Annotated in this window: 13 protein-coding genes and 2 rRNA genes; 5 read left to right on the top strand and 10 right to left on the bottom strand. The window is 48.6% G+C overall.

All coding sequences use genetic code 11. The annotated features are described in order from the left end of the window. Window positions 1–41: 41 nt before the first annotated feature. The 6 genes from nqrF to JMW05_RS06015 all read right to left on the bottom strand — a co-directional run bounded on the left by nqrF (window position 42) and on the right by JMW05_RS06015 (window position 6,071). Entirely contained in the window at window positions 42–1,277 is a 1,236-nt protein-coding gene (nqrF, locus tag JMW05_RS06040) for an NADH:ubiquinone reductase (Na(+)-transporting) subunit F (RefSeq protein ID WP_201504439.1), read from the bottom strand. Between the two features lie 93 nt (window positions 1,278–1,370). Next, entirely contained in the window at window positions 1,371–1,979 is a 609-nt protein-coding gene (gene nqrE / locus JMW05_RS06035) for an NADH:ubiquinone reductase (Na(+)-transporting) subunit E (protein WP_201504438.1), read from the bottom strand. Beyond that, entirely contained in the window at window positions 1,979–2,650 is a 672-nt protein-coding gene (locus JMW05_RS06030; RefSeq protein WP_201504437.1) for an NADH:ubiquinone reductase (Na(+)-transporting) subunit D, read from the bottom strand. Before JMW05_RS06030 ends, nqrE begins: the two co-directional genes overlap by 1 nt. 1 nt (window position 2,651) lies before the next feature. Next, entirely contained in the window at window positions 2,652–3,497 is an 846-nt protein-coding gene (locus JMW05_RS06025) for a Na(+)-translocating NADH-quinone reductase subunit C (RefSeq protein ID WP_201504436.1), read from the bottom strand. Beyond that, entirely contained in the window at window positions 3,478–4,713 is a 1,236-nt protein-coding gene (locus JMW05_RS06020; RefSeq protein WP_201504435.1) for an NADH:ubiquinone reductase (Na(+)-transporting) subunit B, read from the bottom strand. The genes JMW05_RS06025 and JMW05_RS06020 overlap by 20 nt, the downstream gene beginning before the upstream one ends. 5 nt (window positions 4,714–4,718) lie before the next feature. Continuing rightward, window positions 4,719–6,071 carry a Na(+)-translocating NADH-quinone reductase subunit A gene (locus JMW05_RS06015; protein WP_201504434.1) on the bottom strand — a complete coding sequence of 451 codons (1,353 nt, stop codon included), beginning with the start codon at window positions 6,069–6,071 and terminating at the stop codon, window positions 4,719–4,721. Window positions 6,072–6,975: 904 nt separating this feature from the next. On the opposite strand from JMW05_RS06015, the gene hisA reads away from it, so the two are divergent. The 3 genes from hisA to JMW05_RS06000 all read left to right on the top strand — a co-directional run bounded on the left by hisA (window position 6,976) and on the right by JMW05_RS06000 (window position 9,725). Beyond that, window positions 6,976–7,713 carry a 1-(5-phosphoribosyl)-5-[(5-phosphoribosylamino)methylideneamino]imidazole-4-carboxamide isomerase gene (gene hisA / locus JMW05_RS06010; protein WP_201504433.1) on the top strand — a complete coding sequence of 246 codons (738 nt, stop codon included), beginning with the start codon at window positions 6,976–6,978 and terminating at the stop codon, window positions 7,711–7,713. A gap of 108 nt (window positions 7,714–7,821) precedes the next feature. Further along, window positions 7,822–9,351: a mechanosensitive ion channel domain-containing protein gene (locus tag JMW05_RS06005; RefSeq protein ID WP_227691458.1), complete on the top strand. Its 1,530-nt coding sequence runs from the start codon at window positions 7,822–7,824 to the stop codon at window positions 9,349–9,351. 86 nt (window positions 9,352–9,437) lie between these two features. After that, window positions 9,438–9,725, top strand: a complete 288-nt coding sequence (locus tag JMW05_RS06000) for a hypothetical protein (RefSeq protein ID WP_201504432.1) — start codon at window positions 9,438–9,440, stop codon at window positions 9,723–9,725. A 76-nt stretch (window positions 9,726–9,801) separates the two neighbouring features. On the opposite strand, the gene rnr is transcribed toward JMW05_RS06000, so the two are convergent. The 4 genes from rnr to thrS all read right to left on the bottom strand — a co-directional run bounded on the left by rnr (window position 9,802) and on the right by thrS (window position 16,120). After that, complete coding sequence (gene rnr / locus JMW05_RS05995; protein WP_201504431.1) at window positions 9,802–12,033, bottom strand: ribonuclease R; 2,232 nt, start codon at window positions 12,031–12,033, stop codon at window positions 9,802–9,804. 127 nt (window positions 12,034–12,160) lie between these two features. Beyond that, window positions 12,161–13,405 (bottom strand): toxic anion resistance protein, encoded by a 1,245-nt coding sequence (locus JMW05_RS05990; protein WP_201504430.1) that lies wholly within the window; start codon window positions 13,403–13,405, stop codon window positions 12,161–12,163. A 253-nt stretch (window positions 13,406–13,658) separates the two neighbouring features. Next, the gene (infC, locus tag JMW05_RS05985; protein ID WP_201504429.1) at window positions 13,659–14,162 is read right to left on the bottom strand and encodes a translation initiation factor IF-3; all 504 of its coding nucleotides are present in this window, start codon (window positions 14,160–14,162) and stop codon (window positions 13,659–13,661) included. A gap of 23 nt (window positions 14,163–14,185) precedes the next feature. After that, the gene (thrS, locus tag JMW05_RS05980) at window positions 14,186–16,120 is read right to left on the bottom strand and encodes a threonine--tRNA ligase (RefSeq protein WP_201504428.1); all 1,935 of its coding nucleotides are present in this window, start codon (window positions 16,118–16,120) and stop codon (window positions 14,186–14,188) included. 829 nt (window positions 16,121–16,949) lie between these two features. Between thrS and JMW05_RS05975 the strand changes: the two genes are divergently transcribed. After that, window positions 16,950–18,473, top strand: a 16S ribosomal RNA gene (locus tag JMW05_RS05975). A 618-nt stretch (window positions 18,474–19,091) separates the two neighbouring features. After that, window positions 19,092–21,901: ribosomal RNA gene (locus JMW05_RS05970) — 23S ribosomal RNA — on the top strand. Together the 16S and 23S rRNA genes form the textbook arrangement of a ribosomal RNA operon. Window positions 21,902–21,963 lie beyond the last annotated feature (62 nt).

Below are 21,963 nucleotides of genomic sequence, written 5' to 3'. Positions count from 1 at the left end.
TTTTGCTTTTCGGGTCAAGGCAGTAGCAGGGACGCTACCGTTTAGCCACCGAAGTCATCAAGCATGATGTTTTCATCTTCAACGCCTAGGCTGTGGAGCATATCAATCACAGCGGCGTTCATTACCGGTGGCCCACACATGTAGTATTCACAGTCTTCTGGGTTCGGATGGTTTTTCAGATACTCTTCTAAGAGTACGTTATGAATAAAGCCTGTGTAGCCATTCCAGTTATCTTCTGGTAATGGGTCAGACAGTGCCACGTGCCATTCAAAGTTATCAAACTCTTCAGCAAGCTGGTCATAGTCTTCTACGTAGAACATCTCACGCACCGAGCGCGCACCGTACCAAAAGCTGATTTTGCGATCAGAGTTTAGACGCTTGAGCTGGTCAAAGATGTGCGAGCGCATCGGTGCCATACCTGCACCACCACCGATAAAGATCATTTCCGCTTCGGTCTTCTTAGCGAAGAACTCACCATAAGGACCCGATACGGTCACTTTATCACCTGGTTTTAGACTAAACACCCAAGAGGACATTTTGCCTGGTGGGATATTGTCTGGACCACGCGGCGGTGGACTTGCGATACGGATGTTAAACTTGATGAGGCCTTTTTCTTCTGGGTAGTTCGCCATTGAGTACGCGCGAATCACAGGTTCATCGACCTTTGAGACGTACTTAAAGATGCCGAATTTTTCCCAGTCTTCTTGATACTCTTCAGCAATCTCGAAGTCTTTGTAATGCACTTCATGCGGTGGCGCTTCTAGCTGCACATAACCACCCGCGCGGAAGTTCACCTCTTCGCCTTCAGGAATCTTGAGTACCAGCTCTTTAATAAAGGTCGCAACGTTATCGTTTGAGATAACCTCACATTCCCATTTTTGAACATCAAAGAACTCAGGGTCAATCTCGATTTTCATGTCTTGTTTTACAGACACCTGACAAGCAAGACGCATGTTGTCGCGGATTTCACCTTGGGTGAAATGTCCTTCTTCGGTAGGTAGAATCGAACCACCACCGTCAATAACACGGCAGCGACACTGCGCGCACGTACCACCGCCACCACATGCTGAAGACAAGAAGATGCCTTCGTTTGCAAGGGTCTGCAGCAATTTACCGCCCGCTGGGGTCACTACATCATTATCGGGATTATCATTGATATGGATGGTAACGTCACCTGAGCTGACCAATCTTGAGCGTGCCATCAAAATAATGGCAACCAAACTCATGATGATCAAGGTAAACATAGCCACGCCACCAATCGCCGTAGCATAATCCATGATATGTATCCTTAATCTATGGGGTAGGGGACGGGTAAACCTGAGCCCCTACCGAATAAATGAATTAAATAGGTCAAATAGCCACTTTAGTGATTAGATTGACATACCACCAAACGACATAAAGCCAAGTGACATGAGTCCAACCGTGATAAAGGTGATGCCTAGACCACGTAGCGGCGGTGGGATGTCTGAGTATTTAAGCTTCTCACGAATACCCGCCAGCGCTGTGATGGCAATCGCCCAGCCGAAGCCTGCGCCCACGCCATAAACGACCGACTCACCAAAGTTGTAGTCACGCTCAACCATGAACAGTACGCCACCCAAGATGGCACAGTTTACGGTAATCAAGGGTAAGAATACCCCAAGTGCGTTGTACAGACTCGGTACGAACTTATCCAAGAACATCTCAAGAATCTGTACGGTCGCTGCAATCAAACCAATATAACTCAATAAGCCTAGAAAGCTTAGGTTGATGTTTGGAAAGCCTGCCCACGCAAGCGCGCCATCTTTTAGGATGAACTGGAACAACAGGTTGTTTAAGGGTACGGTGATACCCATCACCACCACAACAGCCACACCAAGACCAATCGCGGTCGATACTTTCTTAGATACGGCCAAAAAGGTACACATACCTAAGAAGTAGGCCAGCGCCATGTTCTCGATAAAAACTGAGGTAATAAATAGACTGATATAGTGTCCCATTAGTGACCGCCTCCGTGTGCCATGCCTTTTGATTGCGGCTTCATCACGTACTCAGGGTCTTCAACCTGTTCAGGTTTCCAGATACGTACGATGGTGATAAACAAGCCAATGATAAAGAATGCAGACGGTGGCAGTAGTAGCAGACCGTTTGGTAAGTACCAGCCGCCATCAGTCACAGGCTGCAATAGCGTGATGCCAAACCAGCTGCCGGCACCAAAGATTTCACGGATACTGGCAACGAATAGCAATACTGCTGAGTAGCCAAGACCGTTACCGATACCATCCATAAAGCTTGGAATCGGTGGGTTGCTCATCGCAAACGCTTCAGCACGACCCATCACGATACAGTTGGTGATAATCAAACCAACGAATACCGACAGACCTTTACTGACGTCATAAGCGACCGCTTTTAGTACCTGATCAACCAAAATAACCAGCGATGCAATAATCGTCATCTGCACGATAATACGGATGCTCGATGGGATTTTGTTACGGATGATTGAAATAAAGAAACTTGAAAACGCAGTGACCAGTGACAATGCCACACACATGACCAATGCGTTTGACACACTGGTGGTGACCGCCAGCGCCGAACAGATACCAAGGATCTGTAGCGCGATGGGGTTGTTGTCAAAAATCGGCGTGGTTAAAATGCTTTTTGTGTCAGCCATATCATGCCTCCTTGCCACTTTGAGCGGTAGCGTCAGCGCTGCCAAGCGTCTGACCACTCTGTTTACGCAACTGGTCTAAGAAAGGCTTGTAGCCTTGCTCACCGAGCCAAAACTGAACCATATTGCTCACACCGCGACTCGTTAGCGTCGCACCACTGATGCCATCAACGTAGTTGTCACGTGGTGTACCTGCTTTGGTCACACCCGTTGCCACATCGCCTGACTCATCATAGGCATGGATACCATTCCACTGTGCGCGCCATTTTGGCTCTTCGATACGTGCGCCCAGACCTGGGGTTTCTTTGTGCTCATAAAAACTGATACCTTTGATGGTATTTAAGTCTTTTTCTAGCGTTAAGAACCCATAAATCGTACCCCACAGACCATAGCCTTTGATGGGCAATACCACCAAGTCAGGCTGACCGTTTGCGTCTTCTTTCACATACACTTTCGCAAATTTTGGCTTACGACCGATACTGGCAGGGTCGTTGTCGCCCAAATCTTCGCTCAGTGCCTGATTTTTTGAGGCTTGATCGGCGTCGTAGTTGTTGACATCGTCGATGCCCGCTTCTTGTAGCTGGGCATCATCAGCGTACATGCCGCTGTCTAAATCAACGATTTTAACGTCAAAGTCTTCAAAGCGCTCAGCCACATCGTTGTTGGTGTCTGAGGCAGGATCAAACAGATCTGCCGCGACCAAGATGTTTTTGTTGCGGTCAAGACGGGCGTTTTCGACCTGCGCGGGCTTTAGACCGACCGCCACCGCCGAAACCAATACTGAACACACCAAGCACAGCGTCAGTGCCACACTGATGGTTTTGAAATTGTTACTTTTGGGCTTGGACATAGCGAACCCTCCGTGCAGTTTGGCGTTTGATGTTTGCTTGGGTCACAAAGTAGTCAAACAATGGGGCGAATAAGTTGGCAAAAAGAATAGCAAGCATGATGCCTTCTGGGAACGCTGGGTTGACCACACGGATAAGTACCGTCATAAAGCCAATCAAAATACCATACGCCCAGCGGCCTTTGTTGGTGTGCGCTGCTGACACAGGGTCAGTCGCCATAAATACCGCACCAAAGGCAAAGCCACCGATAACCAGATGCCAGTAGAATGGCAGGCTCATCATCAAGTTGTCTTCTGAGCCAATCGCATTGAACAGTAGTGAGGTGAGGATAAGACCAACCACACAGCCTGCCATGATGCGCCATGAAGCGATACGTGTCCATAGTAGACCGACCGCACCGATTAAGATGGCAAGGGTTGAGACCTCACCGATACTGCCTTGGATGTTGCCAAAGAAAGCATCGCTCCACGTGATGGCAGTGCCATAGGCATCGGTAAACTGCTCAGGCGTGACGCCAAGCGCAGCAAGACCAAGCGGCGTTGCACCAGAGAAGCCATCAACCGCTGTCCAGATAGAGTCACCAGACATATAAGCGGGGTAGGCAAAATACAAGAACGCACGACCCGATAGGGCAGGGTTCAGGAAGTTTTTACCTGTACCACCAAAGACTTCTTTGGCAACCACGACACCAAAGGTAATACCAAGCGCCACTTGCCATAGAGGAATATCAGGTGGCAGACACAAGGCAAAGAGTACCGAGGTCACAAAGAAACCTTCGTTAACTTCATGGCCACGTACGACCGCAAAGATAATCTCACACAAGATACCAACGGCGAAGGTGACGATATAAATCGGCAAGAACTGCATTGCTCCATAGACAAAGCACGCCCAGATATTGTTAGGGTCATAGCCGACCATACCGGTAATCATGGTGCGCCAGCCGTCGGGCTGCAAGCCTAGATTGGTAATCGCCATCAATGCTTGATGACCGACGTTGTACATCCCCCAAAACATCGCTGGGAAGGTACATAGCCATACGGTAATCATGATGCGCTTTAGGTCAATACCGTCGCGCACGTGTGATGATGCATACGTCGTCGAGCTTGGCTGACGCAAAAACGTATCGAACATCTCAAAGACCGCATAGTACTTTTCGTGCTTGCCACCTTTAGTAAAAGACGGCTCCATACGATCGAACATATTGTGTAAAAATTTCATCGCAATTAGCCCTCCAGCTCAATACGCGTCAAGTTGTCGCGCAAGATGTCACCGAACTCGTATTTGCCTGGAGAGACAAAGGTGCATAGCGCCAAGTCTTCTTCATCAAGCTCAAGTACGCCCAAATCGACGGCAGTGACGATGTCTTCAACAATCAGCGCACGCAGCAATTGGGTGGGTAGGTAATCTTGCGGCATGACCTCTTCATAGACACCAATTGGTACCATGGCACGCGGTGAGCCGTTTGTCGTGGTGGTAAAGTTGTATTTTTTGCCACCAAAAAACTGTGAAATATAAATCGGTAGCTTAGAGAAGCGATTGCCGCCTGCACTTAAGAAGTGGAATGCAGGGCGCTCATAGCCTTCAGGTAGGGCGCTGATTTGGTTGTGAAAACGACCCAAGTACGCCACATTAGGGAACAGCTTGCGACCTGAGAGCACAGAACCTGAAATCACACGGTTGTCGCCTGCAGCGAGCAAGCCTTGAGTCATGGCGGTCACATCAGCGCCGCGCTCGGTGCTCATAAGCTTCGGTGTGGTAATGGCAGGACCTGCCACACTCACAAGGCGACGCGTGTAGATACGACCTGTGGTGAACAGCTTACCAATCGCAATCACGTCTTGATAGCCAATCGTCCATACGGTCACACCGCGTGCGATAGGATGCAAGAAATGAATGTGCGTGCCAGCAAGACCCGCTGGATGCTTGCCTTGAAAGCTGTGGTATTCAGTGGTGTTGCCTTCAGCCGTTGCCGCAACTTTAGTAAGCTTAGCATCGCCGTGATGACAGACGTAGGTTTTTGGGCTCAAGGTCGAGAGTACCGCCAGACCGTCATTGAAGGCGGTCAGCTCTTCATTGATCAGCAGCATCGGATCAAACGCAAGTGGATTGGTGTCCATTGCGGTCACAAAGATGGCGTGCGGACGGGCACCGATATCGGGTGTACGGCTAAACGGACGCGAACGAAACGCGGTCCATTCCCCAGAAGTCACCAGCTGTGCTTCAACCGTTTCGGCATCCAATTGTGCCAGCTTGGCTGAATCATAGCGCCCAAACTCGACCTCTTCACCGTTTGGGTCAACCTCAATCACCAGACTTTCGAACACACGACGTTCGCCACGGTTAACGGCGACCACCTTGCCAGCAGCAGGCGCGGTATAAATCACGCCTGCCCGTTTTTTATCTTCATAAACGGGCTGACCTTTGGCTACGATGTCGCCTTCTTTGACATTCATTGTCGGCTTCATGCCCACATAGTCATAGCCAATCAGTGCCACATGCGTAGGTCTGTGCTCAGATATCTCGCGGGAGGGTTCACCAGTGATGGGCAAATCCAAACCTTTTTTGATGGTAATCATAAGCGAAAACTTAGTCCATAGTCTAAAACGATACCAGACGTCCTGTTTGGTATGGCAGCAACAAGCACGACAAACAGCAACAAGCACTCAAAGCCTTATTTTATAAAAAATAAGGAAATGCGCGTGTTGCCTATGCTCTAGCATTGTTGCCATTAAGAGTATTAACGCTGACCTTAGACTCCTTAACAACACGTTAACGTCTTATTCAATTACCAAAGTGGCGACCGGCTACCAAGGTGTACAATACGCTGCTAACTGTAACCAACCGAGCATAAAGCAGGGCAGGTTACGTGTAGCGGATATCATACGTTTATAGAAATCTTAAAACTTGCAATATCAGTCACATCGTTTGCCGTGTACTATGAGATACATACCTAGCCAGATAAGTGCTCAAAGCTGCACAAGGCAAACGGATGAACTGGTCGATATAATCAAATCAGGCGTGCTAATTGACTTCCTATCTGGTGGTGAATGTGTTACGAGTACTTTGTAACAAAATATCTCATCGTACTGTCTGAACGACAAATGCCATAAAAAATACCGTGCAGATGACCGATGTTGTCATGACATTGGCTGCCTGCTGTCTGTTTTTTGAGCAAATAAAGCGGCGCAAATGAACGCGTGCTGCTTGTTGCTCTTAGGTCTGGTATCGCTATCAGACCACGGTATCTATAAGGAAACAAATACAAATTTACCTAGGATTATACGCCAAATTGACCTAAAATTGCCAGTTAGTAATTGCATTTATCTCTAAGTGACGCCCAGATAAACCCATGTTACAGTAAGGGATTGAGGTCATTATTGTGTTTGCTCGTCCGCTATTTTAGGACATATTTTAATAAAAAGCAGCTGGCAAAGACGCCGCTGATTATCTTTGTTGTTATACCCATCATAAGGAGTGCCCATGAGCGCAGCCCCACTGATTATCCCTGCTATTGATCTAAAAGACGGCAAATGCGTGCGTCTCAAACAAGGCAGAATGGAGGATGATACGGTATTTTCTGATGACCCTGTGGCGATGGCCGCCCGCTGGGTGGATGAGGGTGCGCGTCGTTTGCATTTGGTTGATTTAAACGGGGCGTTCGATGGCGTGCCTGTACACAAGTCTGTGGTCAGCGATATTGCTCGCGCTTATCCGAACTTGCCGATTCAGCTCGGCGGCGGTGTGCGTACCATGCAGACCATCGAGCAGTATATCGAGGCAGGTCTTACTTACATCATTATCGGTACCAAAGCGGTTGAAGAGCCAAGCTTTGTCACCGAAGCCTGCCGCGAGTTTGCAGGACACATCATCGTTGGTATTGATGCCAAAGACGGCATGGTCGCCACACATGGCTGGGCGAATGTGACCGACACCAAGGCCACCGAGCTTGCCAAGCGCTTTGCTGATGCAGGCGTATCGTCTATCGTGTATACCGACATCGCACGTGATGGCATGATGCAAGGCGTCAATGTCGAGCAAACCGTCAATCTGGCGCGTGAAGGCGGCATTCCTGTGATTGCCTCGGGCGGTGTGACCGACATGAGCGATATCGAATTGCTCAAACCCTATGGCGATTGTATAGAAGGCATTATCACAGGACGTGCCATCTATGAAGGCAGCTTAGACTTGGGCACCGCGCAGCGTTACTTGGACCGCTAATTACCAGACCGCTAAGCGTGACTCAGACCGCTAAACGTAAAACGCTCCTCATCACGCATGCGTGCCGAATCTTTGATAATCACCAGCATATCTTATATAAGGCAACGCATGACTATGATGACCCATCCTCGACGTATCGGCAGTATCTTACTGTTTTGCATGGGCGTTTTTACTGCACCCTATGCTGCCATGGCAGCCCCTGAAACCTCGATTGCCGATCTTGGCGCACAGATGGCAGGCGTCAGCATCGAGGGTGAGTCAGAGGTCACTAGCGATAATGCAGCAGCCACAACGAACGATGCCGAAACCAGCATCACCACCGCGCCCGATACCGCCGCACAAGACGCCGATATTCGTAGCCGCATTCAAGGCATTTTTTCAGAGATTGAAGGTTTGCAAGCGGTCAGCATTACCGTTAATCAAGGGGTGGTGACGCTGGCAGGCGAGACGGCCAATGACAAAAAAGCGCAGCAAGCCATCAGTCTAAGTGGCCGTATAGCAAATGTGGTCACTGTCAATGACAATATTGAGCGCACGCTCGATGTCCAAGACAATGTGTCTACCGTATACGAGTCGCTCCTTACGCGCAGCAAACAGCTGCTAAAGGCCCTGCCACTTGTGTTTATCGGTCTGCTGCTGTTCGGTATCGTGGCGCTCATCGGCAATCAGCTGGCCAAACAGCAGCGCTTGTGGCAGCGCGTCACGCCCAATCCTTTTGTCGCCGAGCTGCTGGCGCAAACCATCAAAGTCATTTTTATCATTCTGGGTCTGATTTTAGCGCTCAGCTTAATCGGTGCCGAGACCATTTTGGGTACGCTCTTGGGCGGTGCTGGGGTCATCGGTATCGCGGTCGGTTTTGCCGTTAAAGACACCATCGAAAATTATATCGCTTCTCTCATGCTGAGCATTCGTCAGCCGTTTCGTGCGCGTGACCAAGTGGTGATTAATGGTCAAGAGGGCATCGTCGTGCGTCTGACCTCACGTGCCACCATTTTGATGACCTTGGATGGCAATCAGCTGCGTATTCCAAATGCCGAGGTATTTAAAGGCACGATACTCAACTACACCAAAAACCCCGAGCGCCGCTTTACCTTTTTGCTGGGTGTGGATGCCAATGATGACCCCATCGCCGCCATCAAGGTCGGCTTAGATGCCATTGCTCAGCTCGATTTTGTGCTGACCACGCCCAAAGCGGTCGCGGTCATCAACGAAGTGGGCGATTCTAATATCGTGCTGGAGTTCCAAGTGTGGGTCGATCAATCACAAACCGACTTTTCCAAAGCGCGCAGTATCGCCATTCGCGAGACCAAGCATGCACTTGAAGACACAGGATTTAGCTTGCCTGAGCCAATCTACAGATTGCGCTTTAGTCATAAGCTCGAGCAAGCCTTGATGCACCTGCCTGCCGTAAATGCGCCCAGTGCCGCGCCAGTGCCTACCGACACGCCAGCTGTCGATACCGAAAGTAAGGATAAGGCAGAAGCCAAAGCACGCGCCAAGCAAGTGCTGCAAGGCTGTGATACCAGCGATGTCTTGGACGCGCGCCCTGATGACAAGCTGCGCGAAAAGGTCGAGCAAGAAATCGCAGAAAGTGAGGGCACCAATGATTTGTTAGACAGCAGCAGCCCGCAAGAATAAAGACAAGCCAGCACTTAAAATCGGCACAAAACATGCAGTAGCTGTCAGGTACGCACCCCGCGCTTTTTTTGGATAAGAGTACGCTCATGCAGCCCAAACACATCATCATAGTCGCCGTTATCGGTATCGTTGCTTTAGTCGTTTTTAATATGCTGAACAGCCACAGTCGCCCTGACGTCGCCCTCATTCAGGCAGATATCAGTAGCGCACCTGCTACTGATAGCAGCAATACATCTGCCAGCACCACAGAAACCGCCACAGCGCCCAGTCTGGGCGAGCAGCCCAAAGCCATCTTGGACAATGTTCATAGCAGCCTTGATGCTGCCGAAGCCAAAGAGGCGGACAAACTGACGCAGGTCGATGGCAACTTGTAAGCTGTAAACGATAAAGCATAAAAAAGACCAAAGATGACTTTGGCCTTTTTTTATTCGTTGGTTACACAGTCAGGGATTACTGACCTTTTTTGCGACTGTTGCGGCGACGCTTTTTCTTGGTCTGGTTCATCTGGCTGGCTTGCAGTTTGGCTTTGAGCTCAAAATCAATCTGTAGCAAGTCCATATTCACGCCAGCGACTTTAACGCGTACTGAATCGCCTAAGCCGAACAGCTTACCGTGGTCTTGACCAATCAGCTGTTGCTGCTTTTCATCATAGACAAAGTAATCGTCACCGACATTTGAGATGTGTACCAGACCATCAATATATAAGTCAGTTAAGGTGATAAACAGACCAAAATTGGTCACGGTCGTCACCACACCATCGAACTCTTCGCCCACATGGTCTTTCATATAGTGGCACTTGAGCCATGACTCGACAAAGCGTGATGCTTTTTCAGCGCGGCGCTCGGTGTCTGAGGTTTGCGTGCCTGCCGCATCCAACGAAAAGTCCATCACAGGTTGCTTGGCACCCGTGACTTTCGCCTTAATCGCACGGTGCAGCATCAAGTCAGGATAGCGGCGAATCGGCGAGGTAAAGTGGCTGTATTCATCATAAGCCAAACCAAAGTGACCGATATTGTCAGGGGCGTAATTGGCCTGCATCATAGAGCGCAGCAGCATGCTGTGAATACTGACGGCATCAGGACGGTCTTTGGTCGCCTCGATGATACGCTGATAGTCTGCCTGCGTTGGGCTCTCTTCAGGAAAGCTGAGACCAAAGTTCTTTGCGTACTCATGGATACGTGCCGATTTTTCGCTATCAGGCTTATCATGGTTACGGTATAAGACGGGCAATTCATGCTTGAGAGCAAAGTTTGCCGCACAGGTATTGGCGAGCAGCATACACTCTTCAATCAGCTTGTGCGCATCGCCGCGGGTACGTGGCAAGATATCTGCGATACCGCCTTGCTCATTAAAGGTGATGTACGTCTCAACCGTTTCAAACTCCATCGCGTGACGTGCTTCACGTTTTTTGAGTAGCAGCTCATACAGCTGGTGTAGAGTACCGACCGATTTTTTGACCGCTTCATTACCCGTTAAGCTCTTAGGCAGGCTGCTGTCTTTTGGGTTTTCAAGGTAGGTGTTTACCTGATTGTAGGTCAAACGCGCTTGTGAGTGCATCACCGCAGGGTAAAACTCATAACCTGTCACGTTGCCTGCGCGTGACACTTTGATATCTGCGACCATACACAGACGGTCAACCGATGGATTAAGTGAACACAAGCCATTAGACAAGACTTCAGGCAGCATCGGAATCACGCGATGCGGGAAGTATACGGATGTGCCGCGTGCATAAGCATCGACATCCAGCGGTGAGTTGGGTGTCACGTAATGGCTGACATCAGCGATGGCGACCAACACACGATAGTTGCCGCCAGGACGTTTTTCTGCAAATACCGCATCATCAAAGTCGCGTGCGTCTTCACCATCGATAGTGATAAGTGGCACATCGCGCAAATCGACACGACCTTTGGTGTCTTTTTTGCTCGGCTCTTGATAGTCATTGGCCTGTTTAATGGCGGCTTGACTGAACTCCGATGGGATATCGTAGTTTAATAACGTCGTCTCAATAATCAGCTCGCGATCATTGTCATCATTCAGCAATGTACTGATTTTGCCTGTGGCAAACTCATGCTGATTGGGCCAATCGATGATATCGACTTTGACAGGGTCACCCACTTTGGCACCGAGGGCGTCAATATCATCATCAGTCACTGTAATGGGCTGGTGATTGTTCGGGCTTGCCAGCTCTACGCAGTAACCGTCATCATCGCGTGCAACCGTACCGATAAACTGGTTTTGCTGACGCTCAATCACGTCGACAATGCGCCCTTCGGTGCGCCCACGGTTGTCCGTAGACGTGCCGATGGCATTGACCGTATCGCCATTAAACACCCAGCGCATTTGTTTTTCATGCAAAAACAAGTCGGGCATGTCATCGAGTACCACAAAACCAAAACCCTTGGCATGGGCAGAGACCGTGCCTGTCACCACATCATGGGTGGTCACTGGGCGATAACGATAAGGACGACCTTCGCGGGTCACCTGACCGTCACGAACCATGGCTTTTAGACGATTGCCCAGCGCGTCGAACTGCTCAGGGTCTGTAATCTCAAAGACGTGTGCAAGCTCAGGATGCGTAGGTTGCCCCTGTTCTGCAATCGTGTGTAGTATCAACTCTCGGCTCGGAATCGGGTTGTCGTATTTTTTTGCTTCAGCCGAGGCGTTTGGATCGTTCCAAGTCATAAATTACCGTATCTGTTTTTTCATATAATGAGTAACGGGTATCTTAACACGAACCACCGCACAATATCTTGCAACAATGATGATATGTGCGGTTATCTCGCTTGGACACCCAAGATGCCTGACCCCTTTAAATATCGACCTTGGTCGTATCTGACTGCTGGGCGAGGGTTTTTGCGTTGATGTCTTTGGACACCTCAAGCACTGTGGTTTGGTTGGATTTGTCCAAATACTTTTGGGCTTTGTCCACCTCAGCGGTCAAGGTATTGACGGTCTGCTTCATGCTGTCGAGCGCTTGGATTTTGTATTCGCTGATCATATCCATGGTTTCATAGATATTGGTAAAGGCATTTTGTAGCTTATCAAGCTCAATGGTGGCGCTGGTTGCCTGCTCATGAATCTCGCCCGATTGACGCTTGAGCATTGCTGAAGTCGATTCAATCAAGCTGCTGGTAGTTTTGTTGAGTGCGGTGATTTGGTCGAGTACCAGTTTTTGGTTGGTCATTGCTTGCGCGACCACAACTGCTGTGCGCAATGCCGAAATGGTGGTCGTCGTCGCACGGTCAACGCCCTTTATCAGCTCAAGGTTGTTTTTACGAATAGTATCTAATGCCAAATAGCCCTGAATGTTGACTGCCAATTGGGTCAAAAAGTCGGTGTTCTTTTGGCGCACATAAAACAGCATCTCTTCTTTAATAATGCGCGCTTTTTCAGGGTCGGTGGCTTCTAGAGACAAGACTTTTTGTTCAAGCTGTTCATCAATCTTTTTACCAACATAAATGTATTGGCGAATCGACTGCATCAGCGCCCACATATTGATTTTTTCTTGCTCAATGGTGGCGTTGTCTTTGAGCAGCTCGTCTTTACCATTGTATAGGCTGGTTACGACTGCATTGATGTGCGACTGCGCCGATTCGTACTGACGAAAGTAGTCTTGGACTTTGTTACCAAAGGGAATCAAACCGAACAGCTTGCGTGAGCTGGTCAGTTCTTTTTTGCTTGGATCAAGGTCTTCGACGATGCCGCGCAGCTCGGTCAGTGATTTTGCAATCGGGGAGTTGTCGAACAGACCGTCATTGAGGCTTTTGGCAGGCAGCTCAAGCATGCGATTAGAGACTTGCGCAGATTCGCGGATTTCCTTGTTGCCCAAGTTATGAATAGACTGCACATTTTCGCGAAAGTCGTCGCTGTGTACGGGGTTGGTGATGACATGGTCAACAAAGGCATCAACCTTAGCGTCCAGCTCTGGAATTTGGTCTTTGTCCAGCGGCACCATTTGATCGGCTTCGTCTTTTTCAATTTCTTTGACGGGTTCAGGAGCAGTGAGGGAAATACTGGGTGTGGCGGCATTCTCAGGAGGCGTCAATGCTTGCATGTCATATCCTTGTTGTCTTTATCGCAATAAGCCTTGGCTTATCGATGGTCTTATTATTATAGGTGTATGAGCGATACTATCGCTGGGTGTCGTCGCGCGAGTAGGGCGCGTCACAGTAGATTAAGACTACCGCGTTCTTGAATGGCTTTGAAGATTGATTTTGTAAAGCAATAAAAAACCACCAATATCGCTTGGCATATTGGTGGTTAAAAAAGTACACACGTCTTAATAAACGCCCGTTACAACGGCGCGATTATTTTTTCTTAGTTGGTCCTAAAAGCATACCCATCTGGCGGCCTTCCATTTTTGGTGGCTGCTCAACGTTTGAGATATCAGCGGTATCTTCGATGATACGCTCAAGCTGGCGACGACCGATGTCTTGGTGCGCCATTTCACGTCCGCGAAAACGGATGCTGATTTTAACTTTGTCCTGATCTTCTAAGAAGCTAACGATTTTTCTCAGTTTGACCTGATAGTCGGCTTCTTCAGTGCTTGGACGCAGTTTCATCTCTTTTAACTGAGTCTGCTTTTGGTTCTTCTTCGCTTCTTTGGCCTTTTGTTTTTGGTCATATAAGAAACGTTTGTAGTCCATGATCTTGCAAACCGGTGGTTTGGCATCAGGGACCAGCTCGACCAAGTCTAAGTTTTCATCACGTGCCGCTTTCATCGCGGTATTGATATCAACCACGCCCATTTGCTCGCCGTCTTCTTTAACAAGGCGGACTTGTTTGGCGTTGATATCTTCGTTGATGTTCAAACGGTTTGACTGTTTAATAGGTATTACTCCTCATCTGTTTTTTGATTCTGTCGACCTTTTTCGGCGATGGCGGTTTGTACCAGTTCAATAAATGCAGGTACGCTCATAACCCCTAAGTTTTCGCCTTCACGCGTGCGGACGTTGACGCTGCCCGATTCGACTTCCTTATCCCCCAATACTAACATATAGGGGATACGTTCTAATGTTTTCTCTCGTATCTTAAATCCAATCTTTTCGTTACGCAAGTCACTAATGGCGCGTAGTCCAGCAGCGCGTAGCGTTTCGACCACATCTTCACAAGCTGACGCTTGTTTGTCCGTGATGTTCATGACCGCAACCTGCTGCGGTGCCAGCCATACGGGCATCCAGCCTGCATAATGCTCAATCAACATACCAAGGAAGCGCTCAAACGAGCCCAAGATAGCACGGTGTAGCATCACCGGTGTCTCACGCTCACCATGTTCGTTGACGAACTCGGCATCTAAGCGCTCTGGCATGTTCGGATCGACCTGAATCGTACCGCACTGCCACACACGGCCCAAGCAGTCTTTGAGACTAAACTCAATCTTAGGACCGTAGAACGCGCCTTCACCAGGCAGATATTCCCAATCCAAGCCTGAGCTGTCGAGCGCATCTGCCAAGGCTTTTTCGGCAGTATCCCACGCCGCTTCACTGCCCACACGTTTTTCTGGGCGGGTAGAGAGCTTCATCTCAATATCAGTAAAACCAAAATCATCATAAACCGCAAGGGTTAATTTGATAAAGTCTGCCACTTCTTGTTGAATTTGCGCAGGGGTACAAAAGATATGCGCGTCATCTTGGGTAAAGCCGCGCACACGCATCAAGCCATGCAGCGAGCCTGACGGTTCGTTACGGTGGCATGAGCCAAATTCTGCCATACGTAGTGGTAGGTCACGGTACGATTTTAGCCCTTGGTTAAATACCTGCACGTGACACGGGCAGTTCATTGGTTTTACCGCATAGTCACGGCTTTCACTCGATGTGGTGAACATATTGGTCGCATAGTTGCCCCAGTGTCCTGAGCGCTCCCACAGGCTGCGATCCACGATTTGTGGCGTTTTAATCTCTTGATAGCCATTATCGTATTGGACTTTACGCATGTACTGCTCAAGCACTTGATAAATCGTCCAGCCGTTTGGATGCCAAAATACCATACCAGGTGCTTGCTCTTGCATATGAAACAGGTTTAGCGCTTTACCAATTTTACGGTGGTCACGCTTTTCGGCTTCTTCAATACGCTGGATATAGGCTTTTAGCTGCTTTTTATCCGCCCACGCCGTACCATAGATACGCTGTAGCTGTTCGTTTTTGGCATCGCCGCGCCAGTATGCGCCTGACATCTTGGTCAGTTTGAATACTTTTAAAAAGCGCGTGTTCGGCACGTGTGGACCACGGCACATATCCACATATTCTTGATGATGATACAGACCAAAGGCATCCTCGCCAGGCATATCATTAATCAGTTGCAGTTTATAGTCTTCGCCACGCGATTTAAAAATTTCAATCGCCTCATCACGCGGGGTCATCTTTTTGACGACATCATAGTTCTGATTGATGAGCGACATCATGCGCTTTTCAATGTTTTCCATGTGCTCAGGGGTAAATGGCGTATCGCTATAGATGTCATAATAAAAGCCATCTTCAATCACAGGACCGATGACCATCTTCACATCAGGATACAGCTGCTTGACCGCATGACCGAGCAAGTGCGCGCACGAGTGGCGGATGATATCCACACCATCGTCATCTTTTGGCGTCACAATCTCCACATTGGCATCAGCGACGATAGGGTCGCACGCATCGACCAGATGTCCATTCACCCGTCCCGCGACCGTAGCTTTTGCCAGTCCCGTACCGATACTTTGCGCCACCTCCATTACGGTAGTGCTGCCTTCGAAGTTTCTTACGCTACCATCGGGTAAAGTAATTGCGACCATAATTGATTACCTATATCTGAATCCGCCAGCAGTGATGATTGCAACCATCAACCATATGACCTTAAGATTATGTTGTGACTCATAAATGACAATATGCCAATGTATCGACCTAAGATGACGCGCCCTTTAAATACTGTTAACTGACGCACCAAAGCATACTGCCCCAAAGTCAGCCATCATAGCAAAACCACGCTATAAACGCCAGATGACAAGGGGTGACGCCGTGTTGATGAATAAAACAGCCTACCTATATAAGTACAAAATAAATAAAAGCAAGCGCAGTGATTGTTATGGGTAATATTACTAGCTATATAAGTATATTTATAAAAGACGCTTACCACCCTTTGCCAAGCGAACAAAACCTACCAAAACAACAACAAAAACCAGCATCAATAAATAAATATAAAAATAATCCCAACAAAGTGTTGACACACAAAATAAACTCTCTATAATACGCCCCACTGACGAGGCAAAGCTCTTTTGTTAAAGAGCTGGTTTGCGGAGTTGGTAAAAAAGAGTTTGACAGTTTATAATTTTATGATAGACTAGTCAGCTCGCCCATGTAGCGAAGCGTATTAGCTTAGTGAGAATGGGTAATAAATATTTACTGGACGACAGTGATATTACTTTTTAAAAGCATACTAAAGAACAACTTGTGTGGATTTTTGCTGACACAGAATGTTAGTTATTCAGCCAGTAATGGCAAAGAAGATTATCATTCAAGATTAGCAAATAACTCAAGTTACCATATACGAACATACGAAAAGTTAAATGCGAGTGATTGAATGAGCCAAGATTAGGACCATCTTAAAAGGTCTCAAACAAGATTAAACTGAAGAGTTTGATCATGGCTCAGATTGAACGCTGGCGGCAGCTTAACACATGCAAGTCGAGCGGGTAACATTGGTAGCTGCTACCAGATGACGAGCGGCGGACGGGTGAGTAATGCTTAGGAATCTACCTAGTGCAGTGGGGGATAGCACGGGGAAACCTGCATTAATACCGCATACGTCCACGGGAGAAAGCAGGGATCATTAGACCTTGCGCTATTAGATGAGCCTAAGTCGGATTAGCTAGTTGGTGGGGCAAAGGCCTACCACAAGGACGATCTGTAGCTGGTCTGGAGAGGATGATCAGCCACACCGGACTGAGGCCACGGCCCGGACTCCTACGGGAGGCAGCAGTGGGGAATATTGGACAATGGGGAACCCTGATCCAGCCATGCCGCGTGTGTGAAGAAGGCCTTTTGGTTGTAAAGCACTTTAAGCAGTGAAGAAGAAGTTATGGTTAATACCCATAATGGATGACATTAGTTGCAGAATAAGCACCGGCTAATTCCAGCCAGCAGCCGCGTAATACAGAGGGTGCGAGCGTTAATCGGAATTACTGGCGTAAAGCGAGCGTAGGTGGTTTAATAAGTCAGATGTGAAATCCCCGGGCTTAACCTGGGAACTGCATCTGAAACTGTTAGGCTAGGAGTAGGTGAGAGGGGAAGTAGAATTCCAGGTGTAGCGGCAGAAATGCGTAGAGATCTGGAGGAATACCGATGGCGAAGGCAGCTCTGGCATCATACTGACACCGGAGGTCTGGAAAGCGTGGGCAGCAAACAGGATTAGATACTCCCGTAGTCCACGCCAAACGATGTCTACTAGTCGTTGGGTCCCTTGAGGACTTAGTGACGCAGCTAACGCAATAAGTAGACCGCCTGGGGAGTACGGCCGCAAGGTTAAAACTCAAATGAATTGACGGCCCGCACAAGCGGTGGAGCATGTGGTTTAATCTGATGCAACAAGGCGAAGAACCTTACCTGGTCTTGACATACACAGAATCTTGCAGAGATGCGAGAGTGCCTTCGGGAATTGTGATACAGGTGCTGCATGGCTGTCGTCAGCTGTGTCGAGATGTTGGGTTAAGTCCCGCAACGAGCGCAACCCTTTTCCTTAGTTACCAGCGGTTTGGCCGAACTCTATGATACTGCCAGTGACAAACTGAGGAAGGCGGGACGACGTCAAGTCATCATGGCCCCACACCAGGGCTACACACGTGCTACAATGGTAGGTACAGAGGGCAGCTACACAGCGATGATGCGAATCTCAAAAGCCTATCGTAGTCCAGATTGAGTCTGCAACTCGACTCCATGAAGTAGGAATCGCTAGTAATCGCGGATCAGAATGCCGCGGTGAATACGTTCCCGGGCCTTGTACACACCGCCCGTCACACCATGGGAGTTGATTGCACCAGAAGTGGATAGCCTAACTTAGTGAGGGCGTTCACCACGGTGTGGTCGATGACTGGGGTGAAGTCGTACTGCTGCGTAGCCGTAGGGGAAACCTGCGGCTGGATCACCTCCTTTAAATACGACATTCGGTCAGCAAGAATTACAGCAAGTTGTTCTTTAGTAAAAGGAGTATTAAGCTTAAGAGGTTTGAGTTTGGAGAAAATTCTATTTAAAGAATTTTCCTTGCGCTCGGGTCAAAGCAGTGCTTGACAGCATCCTCGCTCAGGTCTGTAGCTCAGCTGGTTAGAGCACCGTGTTGATAACGCGGGGGTCATAAGTTCAAGTCTTATCAGACCCACCATATATATGGGGCCATAGCTCAGCTGGTAGAGCGCTGCCTTTAATGCAGGAGGTCAGGAGTCTGACTCTCCTTTTTGGCTCCACCACATGGCTTAATACGAGAATATAAAATAGAAACAAGTGGATTGGTAAATGATTATTTGCTTTCTGGTTATACAGAGTTACCGCGACTCGATGAGAGCGTAGGTATTATTTAAAACATAGATATGAGTCTGGGTTAGTGATGACATTTCACGTGTCGTCATTAACCTTTGGTAATCAACTTTAATGACATCAGTTGTTATCCCAGGGGTTGATTGCCAAAAGTAAAGAGAACTGAATCAAGCGTAAACATAGGTGATATCGTTATCATTCATGATGCTTTAGTGGTTGAGAGACTGCTTGGGGTTGTATGGTCAAGTAATGAAGCGCAATATGGTGGATGCCTTTGGCAGTCAGAGGCGATGAAAGACGTGACAGCCTATATAGCCGGGGAGGCGGCAATATCCCGTGATCCGGAGATTTCTGAATGGGGAAACCCACTTAGCATAAGCTAGGTATCTTATATTTATATAAGAGGCGAACGAGGGGAAGTGAAACATCTCAGTACCCTTAGAAAAGACATCAAATGAGATTCTGCCAGCGGCGAGCGAACGGGGAGAAGCCGATGTTTTTTAGTAGAAGAACAGCGTGGGAAAGCTGACCGTAGTAGGTGATAGTCCTGTATTTTAAAACACTAAAGAGCACATATTAAGTAGAGCGGGACACGAGAAACTCTGTTTGAAGATGGGGGGACCATCCTCCAAGGCTAAATACTCCTGACTGACCGATAGTGAACCAGTACCTGAGGGAAAGGCGAAAAGAACCCCTGTGAGGGGAGTGAAATAGAACCTGAAACCGTGTGCGTACAAGCAGTGGGAGCCTTAATTTATTAGTGACCGCGTACCTTTTGTATAATGGGTCAGCGACTTATATTCTGTAGCGAGGTTAACCGTTTAGGGGAGCCGTAGGGAAACCGAGTCTTAATAGGGCGAATAGTTGCAGTATAGACCCGAAACCGAGTGATCTATCCATGAGCAGGTTGAAAGTGCCGTAACAGGCACCGGAGGACCGAACCTGTCGTTGAAAAGCCAGGGGATGACTTGTGGATAGGGGTGAAAGGCTAATCAAACTCGGTGATAGCTGGTTCTCCCCGAAAGCTATTTAGGTAGCGCCTCGGACGAACAATTCATTGGGGGTAGAGCACTGTTTCGGCTAAACCACCGACAAACTGATGCAAACTCCGAATACCGATGAGTGATATCCGGGAGACACACGGCGGGTGCCAACGTCCGTCGTGGAGAGGGAAACAACCCAGACCGCCAGCTAAGGCCCCAAATTCCTAGTTAAGTGGGAAACGAGGTGGGAAGGCATAGACAGCTAGAGGTTGGCTTAGAAGCAGCCATCCTTTAAAGAAAGCGTAATAGCTCACTAGTCGAGTCGGCCCGCGGAAGATGTAACGGGGCTCAAACTAGACAGCTGCGGATTTGATAAGCAATTGTTGTTTCAAGTGGTAGGAGCGTTGTGTGTTCGTGAAGGTGTGTTGTAAAGCATGCTGAGGTATCACAAGAGCGAATGCTGACGTGAGTAACGATAATGCGAGTGAAAAGCTCGCACGCCGGAAGACCAAGGGTTCCAGTCCAACGTTAATCGGGGCTGGGCAGAGTCGACCCCTAAGGCGAGGCCGAAAGGCGTAGTCGATGGGAAATCGGTTAATATCTGGATACTTGTTTATGATGCGATGGAGGGACGAGAAGGTTATGCCAGCCTAGTGATGGTTATCTAGGGTGGAAGGATGTAGGTAGAGCAGTTGAGGCAAAACCGGACTGTTATATACCGAGATCTGATAGCAAGCTGTACTTGTACAGCGAAGTGGCAAATACCATGCTTCCAGGAAAAGCTTCTAAGCGATAGTCATAAACGAATCGTACCCGAAACCGACACAGGTGGTCAGGTAGAGAATACCAAGGCGCTTGAGAGAACTCTGCTGAAGGAACTAGGCAAATGGTACCGTAACTTCGGGAGAAGGTACGCTGCTGATGGTGAAGGACTTGCTCCGTAAGCTATTGGCAGTCGCAGATACCAGGCTGCTGCAACTGTTTATTAAAAACACAGCACTCTGCAAACACGAAAGTGGACGTATAGGGTGATGCCTGCCCGGTGCTGGAAGGTTAATTGATGGGCTTAGCGTAAGCGAAGGTCTTGATCGAAGCCCCAGTAAACGGCGGCCGTAACTATAACGGTCCTAAGGTAGCGAAATCTTTGTCGGGTAAGTTCCGACCTGCACGAATGGCATAATGATGGCAGCGCTGTCTCCAGCAGAGACTCAGTGAAATTGAAATCGCAGTGAAGATGCTGTGTACCATGCCAGACGGAAAGACCCCGTGAACCTTACTACAGCTTTACATTGAACTTTGACCTGACTTGTGCAGGATAGGTGGGAGGCTTTGAAACCGAGACGCTAGTCTTGCATATCCTTGAAATACCACCCTGGTCATGTTGGGGTTCTAACTCAGGTATAACAATACCGAGGACAATGTATGGTGGGTAGTTTGACTGGGGCGGTCTCCTCCTAAAGAGTAACGGAGGAGTACGAAGGTGCTCAGAACTTGGTCGGAAATCGTTCAAAGAGTATAAAGGCAAAGCGTTTAACTGCGAGACCCAAGTCGAGCAGGTACGAAAGTAGGCCCAGTGATCCGGTGGTTCTGTATGGAAGGGCCATCGCTCAACGGATAAAGGTACTCTGGGGATAACAGGCTGATACTGCCCAAGAGTTCATATCGACGGCGGTGTTTGGCACCCGATGTCGGCTCATCTCATCCCAGGGCCAGAAGCAGGTCTCAAGCGGTATGGCTGTTCGCCATTTAAAGAGGTACGCGAGCTGGGTTTAGAACGTCGTGAGACAGTTCGGTCCCTATCTACCGTGGGCGTTGAAATTTGAGAGGATCTGCTCCTAGTACGAGGACTAGAGTGGACGAACCTCTGGTGTTCGGGTTGTTACGCCAGCATTGCCCGGTAGCTACGTTCGGATGGGATGTATCCGCCGAAAGCATCTAAGCGGGAAGCCCACCTCAAGATTAGATTTCCTAAAGAGCCGTTCAAGACTAGGACGTTGATAGGTCAGGTGTGGAAGTGCAGCGATGCATGTAGCTAACTGATACTAATTGCTCGTTTGGCTTGACCATACAACACCCAAGTGGTTTGTATGTCAATCATGAATCTATCTTGCATGTTAAGATAAAATCGA

It is taken from the genome of Psychrobacter aestuarii (assembly GCF_904846035.1).
Taxonomy (GTDB): Bacteria; Pseudomonadota; Gammaproteobacteria; order Pseudomonadales; family Moraxellaceae; genus Psychrobacter; species Psychrobacter aestuarii.
The sequence above is the reverse complement of the archived record's forward strand: the minus strand, read 5'-3'. Positions and strand labels throughout refer to the sequence as shown.